Consider the following 26,624-nt stretch of genomic DNA (forward strand, 5'->3'; position numbering starts at 1 on the left):
AAGAGTGGTTTCTTTGTATCCATCAGAGCGACAATTCTGCTCGGTCAATCAGGCGCGAGCCGCTTGCGCAGGAATTCGACGACATCATTGAGTGCCGGTGGGTGAGAGATGAGTTCGCCATGGCAGACTCCGCCATGGCGTGTCATCTCAACGGATACGCCCGCCGTAATAAGTTCGCGGGCATAGGTCTCGCCGTCTGCGCGCACAAGGTCCTGCTCTGCCGTCGCTATCAGCGTGGGGGGCAGGGTGCCGAGGCGTCTTGATTCCAGCGGCGCCGCATAAGGGTGGATGCGATGGTTTGCGCTGGGCAGGTACGCACGGTATGAGCGTACGCAATCCTCCTGGGCAAGGTCACTCTTGCCATGGCGCTGCCCCTCTATGAGTCGCGTCATGCTCGGGTCAAGCAAGGGCGCAAGGAGTGCCTGCGCGGACAGGCGACGCACGCCCCGGTCGCGCGCGATGGCGGCGAGTCCCGCTGCGATGTTGCCTCCGGCGTCATGTCCGACCGCAGCAATCCGGTTCGAATCTGCGCGATATTCCCGGGCGCTTTCTATCGCCCACTCGAGAGCCAGATGGGCGTCCTCAGTTGCGGCTGGAAACGGAAACTCTGGCGCGAGCGAATAACCCACGGCAACGACCCAGGCCGGGACCCTTGCAGCGAGGAGCGAAGCCGGCTTACTGGCTTCGTTCAGCGAACCCTTGACGAACCCGCCGCCATGGAAATACAGCACGATTGGCGCACCGCTGTGAGCGGACGGATGGAAGCTGCGCAACGTGATGTCTTGCGCGTGTCCTGCAATCGTGATGTCCGTAATGTCCAGCCTGGCTTTCATCAAAGTGTCTGCGCTATGCGCCAAAGGTAAAGGAGGTTTAAGCAGCCGGAATTCTGCATAGATTGGACGACCGGATAAACATCTCACTTCCGATAAGACAATTCGCTCGCAGCGAATTGTGCTGTCAAGGAACAGCGCCAAATGTCGAGACTCCCCGGCTGTGGCAGGGCGCCTACATCGGCGCCAAATCCCTGCTGCGTGCACCCGGCGCCCGCGCCGACTCCAGCACGCGGCCGGCAGCGCTGGACGACTGGCGATGCTTGACGTATTGGGCGATACCGGACGGGAGCACGTTATCCGCGCGAAGCAATTGACAGCTCTCAAACAGCTCGGCAACCCATTCGACGAACACCCGAACCTGCGGGGATAAGTGACGATTCTGTGGATAGACCGCCGAAATCGGAAACGGGCTGGGGCGCCATTTGCCGAGCACTTCCACCAGCGCGCCCGATTCGAGGTGAGGAAGAGCAAGGAAGTGGGGGACCTGGACGAGCCCGAGGCCCCGCAATCCGCACTGAAGGTATGCATCGCCATCGTTAGCGGCGAGCTTCGAGCGCATGTGGACTTCGACCGGCTTGCCGTCAACGACGAAGTCCATCTCCACAATACGGCCGTTGCGACTCGAGAAGTAATTGACGGCCGTGTGTGATTCGAGCTCGGCCAGAGACGATGGCTCGCCGTATCGGGCGATGTAGTCCGGGCTTGCCACGGTGACGAACTCCGATACGCCGACGCGTCTCGCAACCAGCGTGGAGTCCTGCATCGGGCCGATGCGGATGGCGCAATCGACGCTATCCTGAATCAGGTCAACGGCCCTGTCTCCGACGCCAAGCATGATGTCGATGTCGGGATATCGCGAGTGAAAGTCGTCCAGCGCGGGGACGACCACGAGCCGTCCGATTGAACCCGGCATGTCAACTTTGAGCTTTCCTCGCGGAGCTGATGCCCGTGAAAACGAGCTCTCCGACTCCTCGACCTCGGCGAGAATGCGCGAACAGCGCTCATAGTAAGCGGCGCCGTCCGGAGTAAGGCTGATGCGACGTGTCGTGCGATTGAGCAGGCGCACCTTAAGGTAGGCCTCGAGGGTCTGGATAATGGTCGTCACCGACGAACGCGTCATGTGCAGGGAGTCGGCCGCACCGGAAAAGCTGTTCGTGTCGACTACCCGTGTGAAGACCTGCATCGCTTGAAGTTTGTCCATGATTCTCACTTAAGGCAATTACGCTGGGCGGCTTGTTCTGCGCCGCTGCAGTCATTCGAATGCGCCGGGTACATCGCAGCTGGCTCGGCGCGACAGGCGCTCGATCTCGCTCGCGAACTCTTCGATATAGGAGTCCTGCAACCCGCACTCAATCAAAGCCTCGCGCAGTTTCAGCAGATACTCGGTATTGCTTCCAAACTTTCCCGTTGCGGTGGCGATGAGTGGCGCAACGGTTGCCACATACGAATCTGACTCAAACTGTTCGCGACTCTCGTCTGCAACAAACGCGAGAGCATGCGTTTCTGTGCCATCTTCCAGCGTTATGCAGGCCCACGTTGGCCGATAAGAGCCCAGCACCATCTCCCGAATCCAGATGAGCCGGAGTTCGTCATCGAGCGTCGCCACCGGCAACTTCGGCGCTACGCCGTCCGTGTGGCCACCCGGGCGCAGTGCGAGCATGCGCGCCGGGCCATCGGGGCTACCGCGACCTGCAACCATGCGCAGACAAAAGCTTCGGTGCCAGCCGTGCAACGTTGCCGTTTGCCGTTCTTCGAACTCCACCATCGGGTTCCACATCAGGGAGCCGTAGGCGAAAATCCAGGTGTCAACCGCATCGGCCGGCCGCGCCTGCAGGGTCTCTGTGAGCGAACTGTGAATGCGCTCCCGGGTCCACAGGTTTGGCAGCGCCTCGAAATGTTCGAGGTAGGCCCCTGAGCTAATCGCCTCTCTTGTCAACATCGCCATCGCAGTCAGGTTTTAAGTTGCTGGGGCAATGCACGATGGCGCTGGTAGACGCCGCAGAAACATGTCCCCACGTTTGGCGACAGTATGACGGCGGCGTAATGCCAGATAAACACTCCTACGGGAGACGCTTTGGCCACTCAAAAGCGACAATCGGACGGTAACTGCCGTTCATCGGGACCATCTCAGCCGCGGGAGGCGCTTTGGGTGAGACGTCTCAGGCGACTATTGCGGCTTTGGTCAGCCGTCGCGTACCTGCGCAAGTGCGGTCGCGAGAATCATCGCCTCTCCGTTCGCCGGCGGTATTTGACCTCGTGTCTGGGGACGGTACACCGCGTTGCCCCTGCGGATGTGAGCCCCAGAGAGCGCGCATCGGCCCGAGCGGCGGGCAAGCGCCGGCGTCCAGACCTGTTCCTCGTAATTGCATAAGGTCGGGTCGTGCCAGGAAAGGCAGACCCGCGAATTGGACATGTGCTCCACAACGGTTATCGTGAACGACCTGGCGCGAGGGTTATCAGTTGCCATCCGTGCGGGCGCGTACCTGTACCCTGGCAAACCGAAAGGGTTAAGTGGTTCGTCCGGCGGCACTGAAAAGTGCTGCAGAGCGGCAAGCGTTTGTGACCACGGGTCAGCCGTGGTTGCCATAGCCGCGTCAAAAGAAGGGCGGCGCCGGCCAACCCGACCTCGTCCCTGCGATAAACCGGTGAGCGTCGACGCCACACTGGAACGATTCGCTGCCGGCAGCGGGCTTGAAGAATCCGGCTCGTCGGCTTCAGTCGATGAGTCCGCGGGCCCAGTAAGTGTTTGAACGTTCAACATCATCTTCCTCTCATCCAGGGTTGATGCAGTTATCGAAGAATCAGTGTGAAGCCGCGAACATCTATTGAAGGCAGACTTGTCGGTAGTCCACGGTTCGCCTGTAGAGGCTTCTGCCAAGCCAGGTAACGAAGGTGTATTCGATATAGGCGTTTGCGCCGATGTATATCCAGTTGTGCAGGGCGTGTGACATGGCCAGTTCCTTTTGAGGCGGGTGCGACGGTTAAGGAAAGCGCTCAGGTACGGCTGCTCGCAGGCACGGGCGCCGGCTTGCCGCATCGCGGGTTAGCACCCTGAAGCGGAGATGGCAGTTCGGGACTACGAAGGTCCGTAATGTCATCAGTCATGCGCTAATCGCGATGACTGAAGAGTAGATTCGGCAAAGGGGCGAATCTACTCTACGGTGGGGTATTGCAATGCCGCGATGGCGTAATCGCGGTATACGGCCGTATAACGCAGTAAGTCGACCTCGAGCATCTTCGCGTTCCAGCTTCGGGAAAAACGAGTAGTCCAGACTGCACCGCTCTTATATGTTTGTATATGATGGAGTTTGTGCATGCTGCATAGAAAAAGCCGTTTTCTTTCAAGCGTGTAAAGAAAATTGGGCCTATTGGCCGGGCGGTGCGTGCCTCACCACGCCACCGCTTTTAAACAGGGGCTGGCGCGGGTCACGAGGCGCGAGGCCAGTGGCACACCGCGGGAGGTAGCGTGGGTGGCAAGCTAGGTTCGTCGGACAAGAGCAGTCAGTGGGGCTACCTGGTGACGTTATGGATTGGCGGGAGCCTTGTCCTGTGCGCCATTGCGTGGCTTTGTCTGAGTCTTCACCTCAGGATTGCCACCACTGGTTTCTGCATGCTGATTGTCATCGTACTGCTGTCTCTTCTCGACAGCTTCATTTCCTCTGCAATTTTCTCAATCGTTGGCGGCTTGCTGCTCAATGTCTACTTCACGCCGCCGCTCTTTAGTTTTGCAATCGAAAAACCGCAGGACATCCTGCCCATAGCGGCTTTTTTCATTACTTCGATTGCGATTACCTCGCTCGTGCGACGCATCAGAACAGCCGAGCGTTTGCAGCGGGAGCAGGCGAGACTGCTGGACCTGACACACGACACCGTCTTCGTGCGTGACCGGCAAAACGTGATTACCTACTGGAATCACGCAGCGGAGGTGCTCTACGGATGGAGTAAGAATGAGGCCGTCGGAAAAGTTGTCGACGACCTGCTTAAAACTGTTTTTCTCGTGTCGCGGGAAGAAATACAGCGGGTACTGGCACGCGACGGGTACTGGGAAGGCGACCTTGTGCATACCAGGCGCGACGGTTCCGCAGTCATTGTGGCAAGTCGCTGGACGCTCCAGCACGACAGCCGCGGCCAGCCCTGCGCAACCTTGGAAACGAACAACGACATCACGCAGCGCAGGCGGGCCGAAGAACTGGTCCGGAAAAGCCAGGCGCAGTACCTTGCCGAAGCCCAGCAACTTAGCCATACGGGAAGCTTTGGCTGGAACGTCGTCACGGGCGAGCTTTTCTGGTCCGAGGAGGCATTCCGGATTTTTGAGTGCGACCCAGCCCGCGCTCCAACGCTTGAGACCGTGCGCGAGAGGCTTCATCCGGGGGACCTCGATATCTTCGAGCGCATGCTCTCGCAGGTCAGCAGCACCGCGGATGATTTTGACATTGAGCACCGTCTGCTTTTCCCGGACGGCCGGGTAAAGCATCTGCACGTTGTGGCGCACGCTTCCGACGCAGTGGGCGGCAGCCGCCACTTCATTGGTGCTGTCATGGATGTGACGAGCGCGCGGAAGACCGAGACGCAACTTCGGCAGACGCAAAGCGAACTGGCCCGCGCCAGCCGTATTTCGGCTCTGGGCGAGCTGAGCGCCTCAATTGCTCATGAAGTCGGACAGCCGCTTGCAGCCATCGTCACGAGCGGGGAAGCCTGCCTGCGCTGGCTGCACCGCAAGCCGCCCAACATGGAGGAAGTCGAAAGCTGCGTTAGCGAGATGACCAGCGAGGGAACCCGGGCCGCCGAGATAGTCCAGAGGGTGAGGCGACTGATGAAGGGCGCACCGCCCGAACACGCGCCGGTGGAGGTCAACGAACTGGTCGACGAGGTAGTCGCCCTGACAAAGGGCGAGATGGAGAGCCACGGCTGCTGTCTCGAGCTGCACCTCGCGCCCGCGGTTCCTGCGGTGTCAGGGGACCGCGTTCAGCTTCAGCAGGTGCTAATCAATATCATCATCAACGGGTTGCAGTCGATGGCGACCACCCCAGGCAAACACCGACTGACGGTGAGCTCGTCGACTAACGCGGATGGGGACATTGTTCTTTCTGTACGCGATAGTGGCCCGGGAATCAGTGAGGACAATCTGACTCGCCTCTTTGATGCATTCTTCACCACACGCAGCACCGGTATGGGCATGGGCCTCGCTATCTGCACTTCAATTGTTGAAGCACACGGAGGTGAGATATCGGCTTCAAACAATCCGGAGGGCGGCGCGACTTTTCGCGTGACGCTGCCTTCTGCGCAGACGGCTATTGCCGCGAAGTGAACAGGCGATCCGCCTGGCCGGGGAGCCCGCAACAGCGACGCTCTTCCGGTACAACCCGCTTATACAAACGTATCATCGCGCCAGACGCCCCCCGTAAGGTAGTCTCTAAGTTACAAGACTACGGGTGCTTCGACGCCCGCGGTATTCACTGGGAGAGAAGTAGGGGCCGCGATTTTGCAGACAACACCAATAGTATCCATTGTCGACGACGACCAGGCAGTACGTCGCGCGCTTGGCAGTCTGGTGCGCTCACTCGGCTGGGAAGCGCGACTCTTTGAGTCAGCCGAAGCATTTCTTGCGTCGTGGGAAGCTGCAGCTACCGCTTGCCTGGTTTCGGACATCCGGATGTCTGGCATGTCCGGAGTGGAAATGCACGAACGCCTCGTTGCCCAAGGCGTTGCGCCTGCAACAATCTTTATCAGTGCATATCCGACGCCGGCTCTGCAGGCGAGGGCGACAGGTAATGGCGCCCTTGTCCTTCTGCAGAAGCCATACCAGCCTTCTGCGATGATGCATTGGCTATCGGTCGCACTCGGCTCTCCATGAGCTCTGTAACTCGGCTGCTATCTCCGCGTTCCCTGCGTTCCTTGCGAGGGCTTCTCGTCGTGTGGTTTGATGCCGAGCGTCTCTGCTTTTCGAACAAGGTCCGGCAAGGAGCGCGCGTTCAGTGTGCGCATCACCTGACCACGGTGAACCTTGACGGTGATTTCGCTCAGGTTCATTTCAGCCGCAATCTGCTTGTTGAGCAGACCGGCGAGAATGAACGACACCACCTCTTTCGCGCGCGGCGAAAGAGTCTGGTAAAGCGCCTGTAGTTCGGCTACCGCTCGCTCCGAGTGAAGGCGCGCGGCTCTGGCCAGTGCCTGACCAATGGCATCAAGCGTGTCCTGGTCGCGAAATGGCTTGGCAAAGAAGTCCATCGCGCCAGCTTTCATGGCCTTGACGGTCATCTCGATGTCACCGTGTCCAGTCATGAATACGATCGGCATCCGCAGACCGCTCTGAACGATTTCCTGCAGGAACGTCAGACCGTTCTTGTTGCGTACTCGGACATCAAGGATTAGACAGCTAGGTACTGGCGGGCGAGGGTGTTGCAGGAATGCCTCCGGAGAGGAAAATGTTTTCAACGTGCATGTCGACCGAACGCATGAGCGTCGCCAGGGCGCGACGCACCGATGCCTCGTCGTCTACGACGTACACGACGGCCTCGTGCTTGTCCGAAATATCTGGAACCTTCACGGTTGATAGAACGCGTGCGGGCGGAGAACGTTCAAAGCAACGGCAAACCTGCCACAATAGGGAACGTCTTCTCGAGGTACAAATCTCTTGTTATCAGGGCGCTGCCATAGCGATGCAACGCAGAACGGCCGCTTAGTCGGAGGCTGGCAAAGAGCGGGTGAACTGGAAGGACGAGGGCGGGCGTCCAACCGTCCAGCACAGTGTAGACGGTGCATTGCGCGTTGCGACCTCAAGCGTCGCAACCGACGCGTATGTTCGTGAGTTCGCGCATCCGTTCAATGTTGACACCGCACAGACGCTGAGAACTACCAGCCTGGAAAACTGCTCAACTGACCGCCACACATATGTTCTCATCGATGCACGGACTCGGAAAGAATACGCCCTTGCCGACGCAGGACGCATACATTCTCTCGTTGCAGTTGCAGTTGCAGTTGCAGCACTTAGGACGGACAGGGCTTTGGAAACGGGGTGTCGGGTTCCGACGGACCCGTATGCCCCGGGCTCGATAATGCTGAGCCACCTTTCTGAAGAGTCTGTTGCGAATTTGCCTGACCCATTCGAATGCGTGCTTTTTCATAGTTCGCGCCCCGCGTTTGACGACCTTGTAGCCTGTCGGCTTTGCCGACAGTGGGAGAGTTGCAAGATGTAAATCGGGAGATTGACCCTGCTCTACATCACCTGGGTCTCGCTATGGTACCTGCGATGGCAGGCTCTCAACTTGCGTGCTGTCTCTTCTTCGACCATGTCGCCCACGCAATGTACGAGCGACTTGCCACCGCATATGGCCGCTTTCGGGCACGTGCGGTGGCGCGTTCGCGCGTGCTCTCAAAGACGCAGGACCGCATAGCCAAAGAACTGCTGGTAGCGGAACTATCAGCTAAGCGCCGGCTGCTCGACATTGCGGCTTTATGCGGGCTGCCCCTGCGTCAGTTCATTGACGCGTTTCGTCAAACAATTGGAGTACCGGCGTTCAGATGGTTGCGGACCTATCGGATCGAGCGGGCCAAGGAGCCACTTCGCGGCACCTCTCTGTCTCTGGCATCTGTCGCAGCGGCTTGTGGTTTCGCTGACCAGCGTCCCTTCACGAGAGCGTTCTCTTCGACAACCGGGACTACATCGAGGAGCTGGCGTCGCGCGAGCGGTGCTTAGGTCTGGTAATTCAAGTTGGCCGATAGGAAAGTTCTTGAAGAATCCAGTGAACCAGGCTCATCAGCTTACACCTGGGCTTTGAATCCCGAAGATAGACAAGGTTCACGGGTCTGGGCGCCGGAAGATACGGGTCCAGTATCCGCACAAGACGTCCCGTCGCGATGTCCTCAGCAAGCAACACCTCCGGCTGGATAATGACACCAGCGCCAGCAATAGCGGCTGCTCGCAAGGCGTGCCCATCATTGGTTGATAGGGTCGTCTTTTGTGGCCATGCATATTCCGTGTCACCAACGCGCCACGCATGACGAACCTTAAAAGCCAGGTGGCCGAGGCAATTATGTTCTTCGAGCTCGGCCATTGTTCGAGGCACCCCGGCGCGTGCGAGGTACGTCGGCGATGCGCAGATGACCATCTGGTACGGTTTGAGGGGCCGCGCAACAAGATGGGAATCGGCGAGTGGTCCGATGCGAACGGCGAGGTCAAACCCATCTTCAATCAGATTCACGCGTTCGTTGCTGAGCACCAGTTCCACATGGACGTTGGGGTGCTCAACCGAGTAGGCGGCTAGCAGCGGCGCGATGGCCTCGCTGCCAAGCGTGTCAGGCGCACTGACGCGCAGGCGCCCCTGCGGAGTAGCCTGCATGTTCTCAATGCTGTCCTCAGCGATTTTCACCTGCTCGAGAATTGTACGGGCGGCCTTGTAGAAAGCAGTGCCGGCGTCAGTGAGGTTTTGTCGCCGCGTACTGCGGTTTAGCAGGCGCGCTTTGAGATGGTCCTCAAGTTGCTGGATTGTTTTGCCAACCATCACACCCGAGAGGTTAAGACTCTGTGCAGCAGCGCTGAACGTCCCCGCGTCGACCACGGCGACAAACACCTCCATACTTCGCAATCTGTCCATGCTCCTAACTTCCAGTTAGATGTTTCCTAATCAGGCGCTACTGGCCGGACGTCGCGCCGAAAGCCACAATCCTCCAACACATTCAACGGAGGCTCAGATGAAAGTTCTCGTATTCGGTGGTACCGGCACGATAGGCAAAGCAATCATGAGCGAGCTTGACCATCACGAGCTCGTTAGCGTTGGCAAGACGCGCGGTGACCTGCAGGTGGACATTACGGACGACGCGAGTGTTACAGGGCTTTTCGAGAAAATCGGCCGCGTTGACGCCATCGTTTCGGCAACCGGACATATCCACTTCGGCCCGCTCACGGAGACTACTGCCGAGCAATTCAGCTTGGGTCTCTTGAATAAGGTCCTCGGTCAGGTGCGACTCGCCCTCATCGGGCAACGCTACCTCAATGAGGGCGGCTCGATAACGCTAACAAGCGGCATCTGTACTCATGAGCCTATCGCACAGGGCAGCAACGCTACGACAGCCAACGCAGCCATCGACGCCTTCGTACTGGCCGCCGCCACGGAATTGAAACACGGACAGCGTATCAATGCAGTAAGCCCGTCCATCGTGACCGAATCGTCTGCGGCCTATGGACCATTCTTTCCTGGGTTCGAAACGGTCGACGCAGCTAAGGTCGCGAAGGCATACCGCCGTAGCGTCGACGGTGTGCAAACGGGCAGGTCGTATCGCATCTGGTAAGGCGGCCTGCCCGGGATACAGCACTTTCCCGGGCACGGGTCTGGCACAAGTCATTGTGCGGCAGACAGCGTCGCTAGATTGTTCGGATTTCACGAAAAGGTATTTCTGGAATCCAGAAGTGGCCAGCGGCCTCGTGTGGCCACGAAGGCGCGTGAGCGCGGCGTCAACTCGCTAACGTTCGTCACTGCCTGGGTTCAGGGTAAGCCAGGCAGCGTATGGCCCACCCGAGAACATCATCCGTCTTCAACGCGGATGTTAGGCAGCACGGACGCGAGAATCATTGCTGCCACGTTCGGCGGCGTACCGTGGTTGCCGGACTGCGGTGAATAAACCTCTGCATCTCCGCGGATGGTTTCCCTGAGAGCGTGCATCTGCCGCCGTCCGAAGCCTCCGCCAGCGCCCATACCTGATTGGCGTGATTGCGACGCGTCGGGTCACGCCATGCAACAGCAATGGTCAAGTTGGGTAACTCTCGAGCACCGTCACCAAAAACGTGCGCGTCGAAACGCCCGAGCGAGGAATTGCAATTCGCTGGACGTGGGAATCGAGGGATACGGCCATTGTGCGGAGTATCCCTGCCAGCGCGCGGCGGCGAGGTGCACTGGCGATGCGCCGCAAGCGTGCCAGGCCGCGGGCCCTCGCTATGTTGCCTGCCCAGAGGGCGAGTCCTTTTATGACTCTGTCGAATGTTGAGCGAGATGTGTTACGTAAAAGTTCCAGTTGCTGTTGTGACTCGGTTTAGCATCGGCTTGAGCTCCGATTTCCAGTGCGCTGCTGATTACCGCAGATTGCGTTTCAACCCCACCGGAAGCAAGGCCTACTCAATGCAAATGTCCGAATAGTCCACCGCGGCCGACGATAGGCACTTCTGTCAAGCCGTAGAACGAATGTGTATTCGACGTAGGCATTGGCGCCAATAAATAACCAGTGGTTGAGAGCTTTGGGTACGGCTGATTCCTTCAGCGACGGTTCTTCAGTCGGAGAAAGCCTCATCGCGACGCTTCGTGCATGGGCAGATGCAACGGACCGCAACTCTGATATGAAGCAGGAAAGGTGAGCGGGCGCCTTGCTCGCCGTGCCGCTATCGGACATGCACTGGTGCGATGTCTTAAGCGCGGACAGCGGGGACGGAGGAATCCATTTTACGAGGGAATATAGCGTTGGCGCGATTGGGTCGGCCACTTGTACCGCAGAATAACTCAACAGAGTGCGCGAAATTCACGGTGGGTACTCGTGCCAGGGGCAAACGAGTAACTCAGATTCGACCTCGCACATGCGCAGGTATAGGCGTTCGTATGCCTCGCGGCTGGTGCTGATTTTGCGGAGTCTAATGTGCAGTATCAATGCCGCGCGGGACGATACCAAGCGACTCTGCTTTCCGAACGAGGTCGGGAAGAGAGCGGGCGTTCAACTTCTTCATCACCTGCCCGCGATGCACCTTCACAGTAATTTCACTCAGGTTCATCTCGGACGCAATCTGCTTGTTCAGGAGGCCACCTAGCACGTAGGGCAGTACTTCCTTTTCCCTCGGAGACAGGGTGTCGTATGACGCGCGCAACTGCATGACCGCGCCCTCGGATTCGAGTCGCGCCTTGTCGCGCCTCAGGGCCTGGCCGATGGCATCGAGCATGTCCTGGTCACGAAATGGCTTGGCAAAAAAGTCAGTCGCGCCCGCTTTCATCGCCTTGACCGACATTTCAATGTCGCCGTGTCCGGTCATGAATACCACAGGAATATGCATGCTGCTATCGACGATTTCCTTCTGGAACGTCAGGCCGTTCTTTCCCCGAAGCCGGACATCGAGAACGAGGCAGCTCGGTACGGCCGGACGGGAGAACAGCAGGAACTCTTCTGCGGAGGCGAACGTTTCAACGCAGAGCTCGACCGACCGCATCAGTGTTGCGAGGGCACGGCGTACTGCGGCGTCATCGTCCACAACGTAGACAATTGGACCGGTTAAGGCCTCGGCGCGAGAGATGGTTGGGGAAGTAGTTCCAGCTTGCATGTGGGGACCTTACAAAACCGGAAGGCGGCGATCCGCGGATGTCTTATATTAGTCGCAGATCATTTGCACAAACAATGGCCCGCAAACGGCCGGTCCGGGTAGAGACGGCCCAGGAGTATTGTTCAAAGAGACCGAAAAGACTATTCGCCGGCGCCTGCGACACGGCTTGCACGATATCAACTAGAGTCGCGGGTCACACCTCACCCACCTGCAAGCATAGTGAAGTCCACGCTTTTCTCTCCGCTGACGCTCCGCGACGTCACCCTCCGCAATCGGATTGTCATCAGCCCCATCCGGCAGTATTGCGCCCACGAGGGGTTGGCTAACGATTGGCATCTTGTCCACTACGGCAAGCTCGCGCAGGCCGGCGGCGGCATGGTGATGGTGGAAACCACGGCAGTGGAACCGCGCGGTCGCACGACCTATGGCGATTTGGGCTTATGGTCGAATGACCAGGTGGCGCCACTTGGTCGAATCGCCAGTTTTATCAAGGCGCGAGGGGCGGTGCCCGGCATCAAGCTCGGGCATGCGGGACGCAAGGCAGCAGTGACGCGTCCCTGGGAGGGCCATGCGCCCCTCGTCGACGCGGATGCCGTCCGGGGCGAACCGCCATGGAGAACGGTTGCGCCCTCGGCGCTCCCGGCGGCGCGAGGATGGCCTGAGCCCGACGCAATGGGTGCGGACCAACTGGAGACCGTCGCGGCAGCGTGGGAAGCAGCAGCACGACGTGCATCACGCGCAGGCTTCGAAGTACTGGAGATTCACTGTGGGCACGGGTATCTGCTTCACGAGTTTCTTTCCCCCGTTTCCAATCTGCGAAGCGACGCCTATGGCGGAGGGCCCGCTTGCCGGCGAGCGTATCCGTTGGAAGTCGTCAAAAGGCTGCGCGCCATCTGGCCGCATAATAAGCCCCTCATGTGTCGGATTTCGGTCATCGACGGCGCCGATGGCGGCTACGGCATCGACGAAATGGTCCAGTTCTGCCGGTATTTGAAGGACGCGGGAGTCGACGTCATCGACTGTTCATCGGGTGGCATATCTGGTCTCGCGAGTGTTGCAAACCGCCTAGCGCGTGGCGTTGGCCGGCAGGTTCGCCACGCTGGACGAGTTAGAAAGGACGCGGCAGTCAAAACGATGGCCGTCGGGCTCATCGTAGAGCCTGCCCAAGCCGAGCAGGTATTGCAGAGCGGGCACGCCGACCTCGTTGGGATAGGACGCGAGGCCCTCTATAACCCGAATTGGGCTCTACACGCGCGCGAACGGCTCGAGACGGACGGCTTCGGCAGTTGGCCGAAAGAGTACGGTTGGTGGCTCGAGCGGCGCGCTGAGTCGTTGCGCGTGTCAGCGGAAACTTCTCGCGGCGGCTGAGCAACTTAAAACTCGGTTCGCGCAGCGCTGCCGTAATAGCACATTTCATAGAGAAACAACCGACTTATCGAATTTTTATTTTTGCCATAGTCGCAGGGGGCATAGGGAGGCTTTAGCCTGGCGAAGCTTATCCGTAATATACGTGTAAGCCAATTGGAGGCATTGGACTTCCGATTGCTTGCACGACTTTCCTCGCGCCGGCGCCGGGCGGGAAAAGCCGGACGCCATATAAATCAGGCCAACGGATAGGGCATGACCTCAATCTACGATACCCCGGGGATGCAGTCCGCGGTGCAGTCAATCATCAGCGGTTCGACGGGTTCGAATGCCGACATTTCAGGGATTGTCACCGCGCTCGTGAACGCGAAGGTTGCGGGTCAGGCGAGCAGTATTGCCGGGCAGCAGACGACCCGGCAGACGCGGACTTCCGCGATTGGAAAGCTCAAGTCCGCGCTCGAGGCGCTCCAGGAAGCGTCGAAGTCGCTCGCCGACGGCACGGCGCTCGGCGGCCTCGCCACCCGAAGCGATGGAAAGGGTATTGCCGCAGCCGCCGGCAAGGGCGCGGTGGCCGGCAGCTACGCGATCACCGTCGATAACATCGCGACGGCGCAGACCATCAGTTCCTCGGCATTCGACCCGAAGGCAAAGCTCGGTGAAGGGACGCTGAAGCTTGTCGTGGGCGGCAAGGAAATCTCCGTTGAAATCACGGAGAAGAACAATACGGTTGGGGGAATCGCATCGGCGATCAACGCGGCGGCCAAGGGTTCCGGTGTCACGGCGACCGTCGTCACAGGCGCGGATGGCGCGCATCTCGTGCTGCGCTCCACCGGGACGGGCGTGGGTAACAGCATCTCGATGTCGGCCGACCTTGCGAGCGGCAGCATCGATGCCGGACTGTCCAGACTGAACGTTGTGTCATCAACCAGTACCGTCGACCCGAAAGACCCGACTAAAACGGTTTCCCCTTACACCACCGTCGATGGCAGTTCGGGCTGGACGCAGAGCGTGGTCGGCCAGGACGCGTCTTTCACCATCGCGGGCACGCGCGTCTATAGTGCGAGCAATAGCGTGGAAAACGCCATTTCCGACGTCACGCTGTCGCTAGGCGCCGAGTCCGTCGGCACGACGCAAACGTTGTCGATCAAGCGCGACGCTACGGTGCAGAAAGCGGCAGTCACTGCGTTTGTCGCCGCGTACAACAACTTCGTCAGCACGGCGGCAACACTGACCGCGTTCGACCCTTTGCAGAACAAGGGCTCACAAGGGGCCGCGCTGCTGGGGGATTCGATGCTCAACGGCATCCGCAATGAACTCGCGGCGGTGATCGGAAAAGGGGTTTCTTCAGCAAACGGCTCGCTCACCCTCGGCTCGATCGGCGTCTCGCTCATGGACGGCATGCTGTCGATTGACGATGCCGCACTCACCTCCGCGCTCACTAACTTTCCGGACAAGGTCTCGGCGCTTTTCGATTCCAATAACGGCATTGCGGCCACGGTGACGAATCGTGTCGACGCCTACGTCAAGAAGGACGGGATTATCGACAGTCGCCTGAGCTCGATCGATCAGGAAATGAAGTCGCTGTCGGCCCAGAAGGCTCGCCTCGACACTTACGCCGAACAGTTGACCAAACAGTACGGCGCGCAATTCACGGCGCTGAATACGTTGATGGCGCAAATGAATACCAACGCCAACTATCTCACCCAGCTATTCGGCAATGGCAATACTACCGGCGCGTTGAACGCCCGTTAGGCGTAGCAGTTCTCTATCGCAGTACTGACGGACGTCCCGCGGCGAAAACAGCGGGACGGTGGCCTGCTGCAGTCTTTTTTCCGGCACGTATTTCATCGGAGTTCTGAATGACCAGCAGTCTTTTGAATATCGGCCTGAGCGGGCTGAACGCGGCTTCGTGGGGTCTTCAGACCACGGGGCAGAACATTAGCAACGTCGCCACGCCGGGGTATTCTCGTGTGCGTCCGATATATCAGGAAACGCAGGGGCACTATTCGCCTTCGGGTTATCTGCCTCAGGGCGTGTCGACGACGACCGTGCAGCGCCAGTACAGCGATTTTCTGACGAGCGCGCTGAATGACGCGCAGGCGAGAGGCAGCTCACTGGCGACCTATTACTCGCTTGCGGCGCAACTGAACAACCTCGTCGGCAGTCCGACGGCGGGAATATCAACCGCGATCCCGGGCTTTTTCAACGGTCTTCAGGATCTCGCCAACAGCCCCTCCAGCCTCGCCGTACGCCAGACGGTGATGAGCAAGGCACAGGTTCTGGTCGACCAGTTCCATGCGGCGGGAGCGCAGTACGCGCAACTTCGTTCCAGTACGAACACGCAGATTAGCGGCGCGGTGTCCGAGATCAACGGGTACGCGAAGCAGATTGCACAGCTGAATGCGGAAATCGCGAAGGCGAGCGCGCAGGGGCAGCCGCCCAACGACCTGCTCGACCGGCGCGATCTCGCGGTCTCCAATCTGAGTCAACTGGTCGGCGCTCAAGTGGTGAGCGGCACCAACGGCGTCAGTGTATTCATGCCCGGCGGCCAGCCGCTGGTGAACGGCAACACCAGCTACGAGCTCGGCGCGGTGGCATCGCCTTCGGAACCAACGGAGCTGGCCGTTGCCTGGCTCGGGACGACGGGTGCCAATCCGAAGCCGACCCCCGTCGATCTGCCCGATTCGAGCCTCACTGACGGTGTGCTTGGCGGATTGATCACGTTCCGCCGGGAAACACTGGACCCTGCTCAGGCGCAGCTTGGCGCCATCGCGATGAGTCTCGCCGGACAGGTGAACCAGCAGAATGCGCTGGGCGTCGACCTCGCCGGCCGGCAAGGTGGAGACCTCTTCAAACTGGGCGTGCCGACGGTGTATGCGAACCGGAACAACACCAGTGACGCGCAGCTCGGCGTGAGCATCGTGGACGGAGTGAAGCCGCCGATCGGCGACTTCACGTTGTCCTTCGACGGCTCGAGCTACGCCCTCACGGACAAGGCGACCGGCAACGTGGTCGGCACTTCGGGCACCATGCCGGCAACCATCAACGGGATGAAATTCGAGTTGAGCGGCGCGATGGCGGCGGGCGATGCCTTCACCGTGCTGCCCACTCGGGGCGTGCTCGACAGTTTCGGTCTAGCGACAACCGACGGCGCGGCGATTGCCGCTGCTTCACCGGTGCTTGGCAACGCGAGCCCGACGAACTCGGGCGGCGGGAAGCTGGTCGTCGGCGTGACGGGTAGTGACTATTCGATTCCATCTTCGCCGACCAGCCTGAAATTCATGTCGAGCCCGGCGCCGGGTCAACTGACGGGTTTTCCGGTGGGCTCGACCGTCACCCTCGACGGCACACCGCCAACGACCATCGAGATTACGGATGCCGACACGCCCGTGCCGTACGACCCTGCAAAAGGCCTGGCGCTGATGGTCAACAGCAGCACTGCGGGCGGGATGAACGGCGTAAGGCTCGATCTCTCCGGTAAGCCCGCGAATGGCGACTTATTCACGGTATCGCGCAATAGCGGCGCGACCGGCGATGGCAGTAACGCGCTCGCGCTGTCGAACCTGCTGAAGGCCAAAGACTTCAATGGCGGCATCACGCTCACTAGCGGCTTCAGCAACTACGTCAACAGCGTCGGCAACACCACCAATCAGTTGAAGTCCGCCGCCGCGGCGCAGAACGCCGTGGTCCAGCAGGTCGGCGCCGCCCAGCAGTCCGTGTCGGGCGTGAACATCAACGAGGAAGCGGCGAACCTCATGTACTACCAGCAACTCTACCAGGCCAATAGCAAGGTCATCCAGGCGGCATCCACGATGTTCGACACCGTGCTGGGCATCTTCCGATAAGCGAACCTTCAACTGGACTCGTTCCTCATGTACGCACAAAACACCTACTTCCAGAATACCGCGCCGCCTTCGCAAGCATTGCTCGACTCCGTCAACGGCACGAGCAATCGCAAGGAAGCCGCCAGCCAATACGCCGGCAGCAACCGGGGCGAAGACCTGCAGGCGACCTTTCTGCGCCTGCTGATCGCGCAACTGCAGAACCAGGACCCGACGAGCCCGATGGATAGCTCGCAGATGACCTCGCAGCTCGCGCAAATCAACACGGTCTCCGGTATCGCCCAGCTCAACGTGTCGCTGTCCGCATTGGCGGCGCAGCTCACCGCGGACCAGCAAACCCAGGCCGCGCTGCTGATCGGGTCCACCGTACTCGCTCCGGGCAACTCGGCGTCAGTCACGGAGGGCAAGTCCGCCGGATTCGGCGTCAAGCTGGAGCGTGACGTGACTGACCTGCAGATTGTGGTCAAGAACTCGGCCGGCCAGGTTGTCGATACGCTGAATCTCGGCAAGCAGTCGGCCGGCACGGTCCCGGTCGGCTGGCAGCCCAAGGATGCGAGTGGCAATCCGCTGCCGGATGGCACCTACACCTTCACCGCGACCGCATCGGCCGGCGGCCAGCAGATTCCGTTGAAGACGCTTTCGACATCTGTCGTGCACGCGGTCATCAGGCAGCCGGACGGGACGCCCGGGCTCGCACTGTCTAACGGCACCATCGTGGGTCTGAACGACCTCGCGGCCATTGTTTAACCGACCCGAATCTTTCGAGGAACGACCATGAGTTATCAAGTTGGCCTGAGCGGACTCGCCGGCGCGTCCAAAGACCTGGATGTGATTGGCAATAACGTCGCGAACGCGAACACCGTTGGTTTCAAGCAGGGCGTGGCGCGCTTTTCGGACATGTATGCGAACTCGGTTGCAACCGCTGTCAACAACCAGATCGGCATCGGCACACGGCTCGCCCAGGTACAGCAGCAGTTCACGCAGGGTGGTATCACGAACACGGGCCGCGAACTGGATATCGCCATCAACGGGAACGGGTTCTTCCAGATGCAGAGCAATGGCGTGCTCACGTACTCGCGCGATGGCGTATTCGAGTTGCACAACGGTTACATCGTTAACGCTGCGGGCCAGAATCTGATGGGCTACAACGCCGACGCGTCGGGCGTCATCAACACGGCCTCCACGGTGCCGTTGCGTGTGCCGATGAGCAATCTGCCGCCCAAGGCCACCACGGCGATCACGGCGGGCTTGAACCTGAACGCACAGGACAGTCTGCCGAAGACGACCCCGTTCGCGAAGGGCGACCCCATGAGCTACAACTATGCGACGTCGACCGTGGTGTACGACTCGCTGGGCGGTTCGCAGCAGGTCGACATGTACTTCGTGAAGACGGCCGCCGGTTCCTGGGACGTGTATGCAGGCTCGGCAACGGGTGCGGCAACGCAGATCGGCACGGCGAAGTTCGATACCTCCGGCAATCTGGTTTCGACCACCGACGCCGCGGGGAACCCGACGGCGAAGCCCCTTGCGTTTGACTTTGCAGTGGCGACAACGGACGGCTCCGCCACACCGCAGAGCCTTTCGTTGAGTATTGGCGGCACGACACAGTACGGCGGAAAGACCGGTGTCAATCAACTCGGCCAGGACGGTTTCGAGTCAGGGCGGCTCGCCACCTTCGCGATCGATGTGGACGGCACGATTGTCGGGATGTACTCCAACGGCGAGACCATGGCCATTGGGCAGGTAGCCCTGGCCACTTTCAATAACCCCAATGGACTGGTCAACCTCGGCGGCAATCAGTATGCCGCGACGAACTCGTCGGGCGTGCCGCAGATTTCGGTGCCGGGTTCGACTAATCACGGAGCATTGCAGGGCGGGGCGCTGGAGGCTTCGAACGTCGATCTCACGTCCGAGCTCGTGCATATGATCTCCGCGCAACGCAACTATCAGGCGAACGCGCAAACCATCAAGACGCAGCAAGCGGTGGATAACACGCTAATCAATCTGTGATGGCAGGCGAAACGGGGAGCGTTATACCGAAGAGCGCTCTCTGCCCCGCCTGACAAAAAGGCCGCGACACCGGTGAGGTGCGCGGCCTTCTCTTTTGCGAGTGCGGCGAGGGGCGCCTCGCGCGGGCGACCGGCTCTGGACTGTCGCGGGGCCCGCCGGCGCCGGATCGAATCAAATCAAGGTTCGTGACGCAGGTAACCTTCCTTCGCCGTATCGCGCATGCTGAACGAAACCAGGAAAGAAATTGCGCAGAGGGCCGTCACATACCAGTAGAACGTCGTCTCGCTGCCCGCCTGCTTGAACCACAGCGCGACGTACTCGGCTGTACCGCCGAACATTGCATTGCCGACCGCGTACGAGAGGCCCACACCCAGTGCGCGCACTTCGGGCGGGAACATTTCAGCCTTGATGAGTCCGCTGATCGAGGTGTAGAAGCTGACAATCGTGAGGGCGATGGTCACGAAAACGAACGCCATGAGCGGACTGGATACGTCCTTGAGGGCGTGCAACAGCGGTACGGTGCACAGTGTCGCGAGCGCACCGAACATCAGCATCGACTTGCGGCGGCCGATCCGGTCGGAGAGTGCGCCGAATACCGGTTGCAGGCACATGAATACAAAGAGTGCGCCGGTCATCACATTGCTGGCGGTTTTGGCGTGCATGCCCGCCGTGTTCACCAGGTACTTCTGCATGTAGGTGGTGAACGTGTAGAAAATCAGCGAGCCGCCGGCCGTAAAGCCGACAACTGAGATGAACGCCTTGCGATGCTTCCAGAGACCTCGCAGCGTACCGGCTTCCTTCTGACGGCGCGATTCCGCCGTCGTGGTTTCTTCGAGCGACTTGCGCAGGTAGAGCGCGACGAGTGCGGCGCCTGCGCCCACCACGAAGGGAATGCGCCAGCCCCATGCCTTGAGGTCGTCGGCGGAAAGCGTCTGCTGCAGAATGATGAGCACCAGCAGCGCGCAAAGCTGGCCGCCGATCAGTGTCACGTACTGGAACGACGAGAAGAAGCCGCGGCGTCCCTTCAGCGCGACCTCGCTCATGTAGGTCGCACTCGTACCGTATTCGCCGCCGACCGACAGGCCTTGAAAGAGGCGCGCTATCAGCAGAAGCGCGGGGGCAAGCGCGCCGATCTGCGCGTAGGTCGGCAGGAATGCGATGGCCAGAGAGCCGCCGCACATCATATACACCGACACCAGCATGGAGGTCTTCCGGCCGTGTTTGTCGGCCAGTCGCCCGAAAAACCAGCCGCCGATCGGACGCATCAGAAAGCCTGCGGCAAAGACGCCCGCCGTATTCAGCAATTGTGTAGTCGTATTGCCGCTGGGGAAAAAGGCGGGCGCGAAGTATATGGCGCAGAACGAATAGATGTAGAAGTCGAACCATTCGACGAGATTGCCGGATGAGGCGCCGACGATGGCGAGAACACGCCGGCGAGTATCTTGCGCTGAGACGACCTGCGCATCTTTGAAATCAGTCATGCTCTGTCTATCCTTCGTTGCTTGAGTCTTAAATATCCAGCGGTCGGATCGCCGCTTCTCGTGGTGTTGCCAGTCATTCAGTTAAGCGGCATCAGGCTGCGAATTGTCTGCATCCTTGCGCGCGTTGGTATGTTTGGAAGTAGCTGTGCAGCGTGTTAGTTTCCTTACCAGCCTTCCTAATGTTCTAGGAAGCCCGTGGAAAATGATGTCCGCGAAATCGATGTCGCTGACCACCTTTCGTGCAACGCGAACTAGACTAGGATTTTTGTAGCTGGCAAAGAGGAATCAAAGGCTGACGAGGAGGCCGAATGCCGTGATACCAAGGGCGTCCGGAAGTTTAAGGAACCTAGGGTTTGTCGGGCCAAAGATTGCAATGAGGGTCAGTAGGACGCCAATTGTCTAGAACATCGTCATTCGCCGGTCTCCGTATGCTTGATGCGCCACATACGCGGCGCTTTTCCATAACCAGCTGATAAAAAAAGGCACAGCGCATTGCTGTGCCCAATGACAACGAACGTCAGGGGAGGAGTAAAACCCGTCCATTGCCAATCACTCATATCCTCCCTTCTGCATTGCGGTGTCCGGGGGCATGTTCACATGTTTTCAAGGATACCCACGCTGCCCAATCAGAAAAAGGCGCCAATAGCGAAAACACAAATCGCTAGTATCGAACAATCTGCGGTAGAAGGATCTTCAGGTTTACGTCAGCGAGCATGAATTCTGTGCCAGAGATTTGAGAAGAAATAGTACCTTGCGCCGGGAGACGGTGACGGGACGGTGGGCGCTCTGGTTGGACCAGACGCTCTCTGCAATACCATGCTGCTCACCCAAATCGCTTGCGATGTTGTAGCCGGCGCCCCATCGGCGGAGGGATTCGGACTTGGGACTTGCTCCAAGACGGCCGGTTCGCCCGTGGTATCTCTGCTTGCGGAGGAGTTCCGGCAGGTCATGCATCATCGCCCACAGGCCGCGTTCCACGGTATGCAAGCAATGCCCGAGTTTCGCAAGCCGAGGTCATGCTATGCGCTATTTGAACGATTGCGTTCTCCCCTCCGAATCTATCCGTCTCCAAACGCGGGACGTTTGATGCTTGTCAAGCGGGAAAGATTGCGAAGGCGGAGGTAGCCAAGATTTCGCCCTTTTGCGACGGTGCTCGCCTTGGGACAGTCGATTCTCTCTGTCGTTTCCATTGCAGTGACGAGAACGATTCCACCCATATGACGGCAGTCGTTGAGGCCATTGAGCTGTTGCTCGCGAGACCGGTGCCGCTGTGGTTCTCTCGCACCATGCCAATCGCAGTCCCGTCGCCATGGGCAGCGGCGCCGTGGCGGCCGCCGCGCGTGGCTCCTCGGCGCTTACAGATGGCGTGCGCTGGCAGGCGAACCTGCCTCACGTCATGGAGCAGACGGCTTTGTCGCATCGAATGCTAGAAGGGGGCCGACAACGTACGATTCGCCTCGACACCGCGAAAGCCAACTACATCATAACCCCCGCCCCTCTGATGCTGCGCAGAGGGTCCGTTTCCGAGGCGTTAAGGACTGTGGACCGACCGCCGCTCCCTCGCGTGGTCAATCGACCGAAAAAACAGAGCAATACGCAACGGTCGACTGTTCGTAGAGGCGGCTTGATGACAGCCAACCGAATCGTGCGGGTACGACCCTGCCCTTGCAAGACGGTGAGGCCACACACAGTTGTGTGGAGATCTGGTTTGCACGCAATATTCTTCGCGGCTTCATTATCCGTCGTCACGCTGCCGAGTAGATCAGCTTCAATGAAGTTCGCCAAGCTCATCGGAATTTACAGATAGCAGCGGTCGTGGGCGTCGCTGCAGGGCCGTGGCAGATAACACTCTGAAGAATCAAGGCGGGAACGACGTTTGAGTGCGCACATCGCGTTTGATCTTTGCTAGGGAAGCGGAACAGCTTAGCCCAAGCGGGTCCGAGGATTACTTGATCTGGCATGTGCTCGCCTCCATGACTGCGCCAACTATGTCGTCGCGAGCAAAGAACTCGCGCGGTCTACGTCACGATCAAAGCGGTCTGGCCGCGCGGAATGGGCGCTGAGTGTGCATTTGGTATCTCGCGCCCATCGACCGTGCAAACGCACCAGGCCGCGAAGCGGCCGTTCGCCAGGCTCTGTTCTAGCTCGCCGTTAGAAGATCTGACCCGCAGGCCGTCGGCACGGACTCGGCGGAGGCCTTGGCGCTTCCGAGTGCGGAACGGGTGAGCCTCACGGCCATCGAATTGATGCATAAATCTGCCCCATTCGTTATTTCGCGTAATTTTGTTGTGCTTCACTAGGCTTTGTAGAAAGTTGCCCCCCGACGCTGGAAACGAACCCGAATCGTGGGTGCAACTAATTTTGTTACCACTGGACGGCCGGAAATTGGCGGCGTCCACGGCGCTCCGGAACAAAATTGCTTGCAAACAATTCAAGCAAAATTGTTCCTTCGGCCAACAGTTCAAGCAATTTTGTATCCTTTTCGACACCGTGGCCGAATCTTCACCTTGCATTGTTGCGTAAGCGCTCTATGGTCTTAAAGGCGCCCGGCCCTTAGCTATCGGCGGGCGGGCGCTATGGAGCGCCCATGGAAGCAGGCGACCTTGACGACAGCCTTTACTGCTCACGCGGACGATGGGGAGGCGAACTATCGACACGTCGCAATGGGCCAGCCCCGATGAGGGTGCGCTCGATGGCCGCCGGCGTGCGCTGTATTTTGCGAAAAAGGAAGCAGTCTCGCTGTATCTTTCCTGTGCGACGGCCGACACAATCAAGGGGGTTACTTCACTGGGCGCAAAACAGGCCTATCGTCTGATTCATGAACGTTGCATTGAAACCCACCCAGACGAACGGCCCTACGGATGGCGTGGGTTGGTGCCATGGGTGCGATTGAAGCAGTATCAGCGGTCTCGCAAGATCCAAATCGACCAATTTGGTGGGGGCGCCGTTGGCGCGCTGCAGTCGCTACTCGACGCTTGGCCTGAGCTTCGCAAGGCCTTCGAAGCACGTATTTTGAGCGGCGTTTCATCCAGGCGGCTGGTCGAAACGGCGCCATTGCGCATGGTTTCTCGACCAACTTCGTGGCCTCGGATATGAGCAGCGCGCCGAGTGGCCGTTTAATACGGCTAGGCTTGGCTATGTCTCAATTGGCCGGTATGTCGACAGCGTGCTGTCGGCGAACCCACGAGCACTAGCGGCGACGAGCGGTGGCCCAGACCTGGTCGCGAAGCTGAAGACCGGAGACGGCGCTCGACGGCCGGTGATGAAGTTCATGCAGCGTGTCGAGATGGATGCACACAAACTCGACGGACGTTTTTGTGTGTCGCTTCCTCTGGTGGGGGGCGGTTCGCAGGAGAAGATCGTTCATCGTCTGTGGGTCATCGTGATCCTTGAGGTGGCGTCGCGTGCGGTACTTGGCTACTACTTCAGCATGAGGCGGGAAATATCAAAAGACGCCGTCCTGCGCGCGCTCAAGCGGGCATTGAGCAGGTGGCGCATGCGCCCGGTGAGTTTCTGCGACAAACCGTATCTGCCCGAAGCCGGGCTCCTCTCCGCACTTGGCGATGAATTCGTCGGGCTCTGCTGGGATGAGATTAGTGTAGACGGCGCGCTGTCGGAGACCTGGCAACACGTTCGCGATGCGTTGCAAGATGCGGCTGGTGCCACGGTGCTCGACCCAAAAAATTCGTTTTCGAAACGTCGTAGCAAGGACGACCGGCCGTTCATCGAAGCTTTTTTTCGTAACCTGGCGGGACAGGGCTTTCAGCGCCTATCCAACACCACTGGCGGCAAGCCTCAGGACCGAAAGGGCCGACAGCCCGAGGAGGTGCCTTTGGCGAGCCGATTCCAGTACGAGTACGCGGAAGAGTTGCTCGACATGCTTGTCGCAAACTATAACGTCACGCCACACAGCGGCATCGGCAACCGGACGCCGCTGGCCTACGCGAAATTTCTATATCAGCATTCGCAGCAAACCTTGCGTCGAGCCGATCCGGCTGTTGTGGACGCCCTATTGAGCGTTCGCAAGCGATGTATCGTGCGCGGCGGCGCCCAAACGGGGCGCGCCCCGTTTGTCGAGTTCTATTACGGACGCTACACGAACGAGGTGCTTCACAGTCGCCATGACCTCGTCGGGTCCGAGATCTGGGTGGTGTGTCATAAGGAGGACGATTGTCGGGTCGCGCTCGCTTCGACTGTCGACGGCATGTTGCTTGGTGTGCTGCGGGCGGCGCCACCCTGGAACTTCTCGCCGCACAGTCTTTCCGTTCGAGCGGCAATCCGTCAGGCTTGTTGCCGCGGGCAGTTCACAATCCCCACGGGCGCGGATGCAATTGACGTCTTCATGCGTTATGTAGAAAGCCATGCGTATCACCGCTTACCCGTTCATCCCGCCTACCTGGAGGCACGACGCATATTGGCTGCGGCCGCCGACCCGTCAATCGGGGCTGCGATGTTGGACGCAGCTACGGCGCGAGCTCAACAGGCGGGCACCGACTCTCCCCGCGTTCCCAGCACCGAGCGGTAAGGCAACACGCGGTCCGTTGCGGCACGGCGCGGCGGCTCCAACCAAAGCAGGCAGGCCTTAGCGCCACCCTGCCGCCGCGTCGCTTGAACCGACGCCAGTTAAGTAGAAACCGATTAACCGGGGCGATACAATTTGACATAATTAAAGTGATCAATTTTTCGTTATCTATTTAGTTAAACCGGTCCTCTGTCCGCTGAATTCCGCGGCGTCTATTCGACACCCTACGCAACGAGGGTGTTGTTCTGCGTTAGCGTCCGACTGTGCCATGCCCATTCACATTCACTTCGTCACCGATACGCGCCGCGATCTACGAACGCTTCTTCTCAAACGACCATTGCGTTCTCGCTCGTAAATTCATCCGTATTGGTGTTTTCACGCTGCAGTGCCGAACCATCCGCCAGATCGTGGCTCACGTTGACTCCCGGAAAAGCACACCATAAGGAGGTACGTTAATTTCGAATACGCAACCAACCATCTGTCCCAACTACGTACGCCACAAGACACGAGACCACCTACAACACGTGGCCGCCTGAAAAAATTAATGCGCAGATACGTCACGTGGCGATTAATCATTGACGATCGTCCTGCGTTCAACTTCTGGTAAATTTATTGCTGCGCGGTGCAGTACAAATACAAAGGCCGCCAATAATATCGTCGAGGTGCTTCATGGAAGTTCTTGATCGCGCGCCCGCCGTCTCGCCGGATGGACGCGTTGTGGTTTTCATGCTGCCGATCCGCGGGCGCGAGGTCGAAATCGCGGTTGCACGTGACGCACTCGAAGAACACTTCTGGCTGCCGCCTGACGCCGACGCGGCACGCACACTCAAGACATTCGAAAGCGGTCGCAACCGCATCGTCGCTGTCGCACAAAGAAAGTTACTTGCGCGGCCCGACGAACCGCTACGGGTGACCGCGAATGACTTCGTGACCCGGTAACCGGCCGTTGGCTGACGATGACCGTGGCGTCGCGATGCGTCTTTGATACACAAAAGCACGATCGTTCATATGTTGCTAATTTCTTTTATGCAAAGTCCCCAAATGGCGGAACAGTGACGATTTCTCAGCCTCTCAACTCCGCTGCAGACGGCGACCTATTCTTGCGACCTCGAACACAGTTCGCCATATTCTCGTTGATCCGATCGATCATATTGCCGGAACATGCCCCAGGATTCTGATCGACGCGCGAGCGCTTGTTAGTAAGCGCAAGGTTACTGACATCACGACCATGTTTATCTAGTAGAAGCGCATTGCGCATGACGCCCAAAACCGGCGGTA

General features: G+C 59.3%; 19 protein-coding genes and 1 pseudogene. 11 read left to right on the forward strand and 9 right to left on the reverse strand.

Going from position 1 to position 26,624, the window contains the following annotated elements; translation table 11 throughout:
- Positions 1-44: 44 nt before the first annotated feature.
- From PQR32_RS06765 to PQR32_RS06780, 4 genes are all read right to left on the reverse strand, one after another.
- Positions 45-833 (reverse strand): alpha/beta hydrolase, encoded by a 789-nt coding sequence (locus PQR32_RS06765; RefSeq protein WP_408223484.1) that lies wholly within the window; start codon positions 831-833, stop codon positions 45-47.
- Between the two features lie 172 nt (positions 834-1,005).
- On the reverse strand, positions 1,006-2,034 hold the full coding sequence (locus tag PQR32_RS06770) for a LysR family transcriptional regulator (protein WP_408223486.1): 1,029 nt from the start codon (positions 2,032-2,034) through the stop codon (positions 1,006-1,008).
- 51 nt (positions 2,035-2,085) lie between these two features.
- Positions 2,086-2,772, reverse strand: coding sequence for a gamma-glutamylcyclotransferase (locus tag PQR32_RS06775; protein ID WP_408224012.1), 687 nt, complete (start codon positions 2,770-2,772; stop codon positions 2,086-2,088).
- A 243-nt stretch (positions 2,773-3,015) separates the two neighbouring features.
- On the reverse strand, positions 3,016-3,870 hold the full coding sequence (locus PQR32_RS06780; RefSeq protein ID WP_408223488.1) for a DUF3331 domain-containing protein: 855 nt from the start codon (positions 3,868-3,870) through the stop codon (positions 3,016-3,018).
- Between the two features lie 480 nt (positions 3,871-4,350).
- Between PQR32_RS06780 and PQR32_RS06785 the strand changes: the two genes are divergently transcribed.
- Complete coding sequence (locus tag PQR32_RS06785) at positions 4,351-6,141, forward strand: ATP-binding protein (protein WP_408224015.1); 1,791 nt, start codon at positions 4,351-4,353, stop codon at positions 6,139-6,141.
- Positions 6,142-6,315: 174 nt separating this feature from the next.
- Positions 6,316-6,687 (forward strand): response regulator transcription factor, encoded by a 372-nt coding sequence (locus PQR32_RS06790; protein ID WP_408223490.1) that lies wholly within the window; start codon positions 6,316-6,318, stop codon positions 6,685-6,687.
- Positions 6,688-6,704: 17 nt separating this feature from the next.
- Here the strand turns inward: PQR32_RS06790 and PQR32_RS06795 are convergent.
- Positions 6,705-7,380, reverse strand: a pseudogene (locus tag PQR32_RS06795) (response regulator transcription factor).
- Positions 7,381-8,136: 756 nt separating this feature from the next.
- Here PQR32_RS06795 and PQR32_RS06800 point away from each other — a divergent pair.
- Entirely contained in the window at positions 8,137-8,529 is a 393-nt protein-coding gene (locus PQR32_RS06800) for a helix-turn-helix domain-containing protein (protein ID WP_408224018.1), read from the forward strand.
- Positions 8,530-8,539: 10 nt separating this feature from the next.
- Here PQR32_RS06800 and PQR32_RS06805 read toward each other — a convergent pair whose 3' ends face one another.
- Positions 8,540-9,427, reverse strand: coding sequence for a LysR family transcriptional regulator (locus PQR32_RS06805; protein WP_408223492.1), 888 nt, complete (start codon positions 9,425-9,427; stop codon positions 8,540-8,542).
- 97 nt (positions 9,428-9,524) lie between these two features.
- On the opposite strand from PQR32_RS06805, the gene PQR32_RS06810 reads away from it, so the two are divergent.
- A complete protein-coding gene (locus PQR32_RS06810) occupies positions 9,525-10,121 on the forward strand; it encodes a short chain dehydrogenase (protein ID WP_408223494.1) in 597 nt (198 codons plus the stop codon).
- 277 nt (positions 10,122-10,398) lie between these two features.
- Here PQR32_RS06810 and PQR32_RS06815 read toward each other — a convergent pair whose 3' ends face one another.
- On the reverse strand, positions 10,399-10,581 hold the full coding sequence (locus tag PQR32_RS06815) for a DUF3331 domain-containing protein (protein ID WP_408223496.1): 183 nt from the start codon (positions 10,579-10,581) through the stop codon (positions 10,399-10,401).
- Positions 10,582-11,448: 867 nt separating this feature from the next.
- Positions 11,449-12,126 (reverse strand): response regulator transcription factor, encoded by a 678-nt coding sequence (locus tag PQR32_RS06820; RefSeq protein ID WP_408223498.1) that lies wholly within the window; start codon positions 12,124-12,126, stop codon positions 11,449-11,451.
- A gap of 219 nt (positions 12,127-12,345) precedes the next feature.
- Between PQR32_RS06820 and PQR32_RS06825 the strand changes: the two genes are divergently transcribed.
- The 5 genes from PQR32_RS06825 to flgE all read left to right on the forward strand — a co-directional run bounded on the left by PQR32_RS06825 (position 12,346) and on the right by flgE (position 19,343).
- Entirely contained in the window at positions 12,346-13,494 is a 1,149-nt protein-coding gene (locus PQR32_RS06825) for an NADH:flavin oxidoreductase/NADH oxidase (protein ID WP_408223500.1), read from the forward strand.
- Positions 13,495-13,746: 252 nt separating this feature from the next.
- A complete protein-coding gene (fliD, locus tag PQR32_RS06830) occupies positions 13,747-15,243 on the forward strand; it encodes a flagellar filament capping protein FliD (RefSeq protein WP_408223502.1) in 1,497 nt (498 codons plus the stop codon).
- A 107-nt stretch (positions 15,244-15,350) separates the two neighbouring features.
- Positions 15,351-17,336, forward strand: a complete 1,986-nt coding sequence (flgK, locus tag PQR32_RS06835; RefSeq protein WP_408223504.1) for a flagellar hook-associated protein FlgK — start codon at positions 15,351-15,353, stop codon at positions 17,334-17,336.
- A 27-nt stretch (positions 17,337-17,363) separates the two neighbouring features.
- Positions 17,364-18,080 (forward strand): flagellar hook assembly protein FlgD, encoded by a 717-nt coding sequence (locus PQR32_RS06840; RefSeq protein WP_408223506.1) that lies wholly within the window; start codon positions 17,364-17,366, stop codon positions 18,078-18,080.
- A gap of 27 nt (positions 18,081-18,107) precedes the next feature.
- Positions 18,108-19,343 carry a flagellar hook protein FlgE gene (gene flgE, locus PQR32_RS06845; protein ID WP_408223508.1) on the forward strand — a complete coding sequence of 412 codons (1,236 nt, stop codon included), beginning with the start codon at positions 18,108-18,110 and terminating at the stop codon, positions 19,341-19,343.
- Between the two features lie 176 nt (positions 19,344-19,519).
- Here flgE and PQR32_RS06850 read toward each other — a convergent pair whose 3' ends face one another.
- Positions 19,520-20,824 (reverse strand): MFS family transporter, encoded by a 1,305-nt coding sequence (locus tag PQR32_RS06850; protein WP_408223510.1) that lies wholly within the window; start codon positions 20,822-20,824, stop codon positions 19,520-19,522.
- A gap of 3,262 nt (positions 20,825-24,086) precedes the next feature.
- On the opposite strand from PQR32_RS06850, the gene PQR32_RS06855 reads away from it, so the two are divergent.
- A complete protein-coding gene (locus tag PQR32_RS06855; protein ID WP_408223512.1) occupies positions 24,087-25,349 on the forward strand; it encodes an integrase core domain-containing protein in 1,263 nt (420 codons plus the stop codon).
- A 666-nt stretch (positions 25,350-26,015) separates the two neighbouring features.
- Positions 26,016-26,285 carry a DUF1488 family protein gene (locus tag PQR32_RS06860; RefSeq protein WP_408223514.1) on the forward strand — a complete coding sequence of 90 codons (270 nt, stop codon included), beginning with the start codon at positions 26,016-26,018 and terminating at the stop codon, positions 26,283-26,285.
- Positions 26,286-26,624 lie beyond the last annotated feature (339 nt).

The sequence above is a fragment of the Paraburkholderia dipogonis genome, assembly GCF_046027395.1.
In the GTDB taxonomy this organism is placed as follows: domain Bacteria; phylum Pseudomonadota; class Gammaproteobacteria; order Burkholderiales; family Burkholderiaceae; genus Paraburkholderia; species Paraburkholderia dipogonis_A.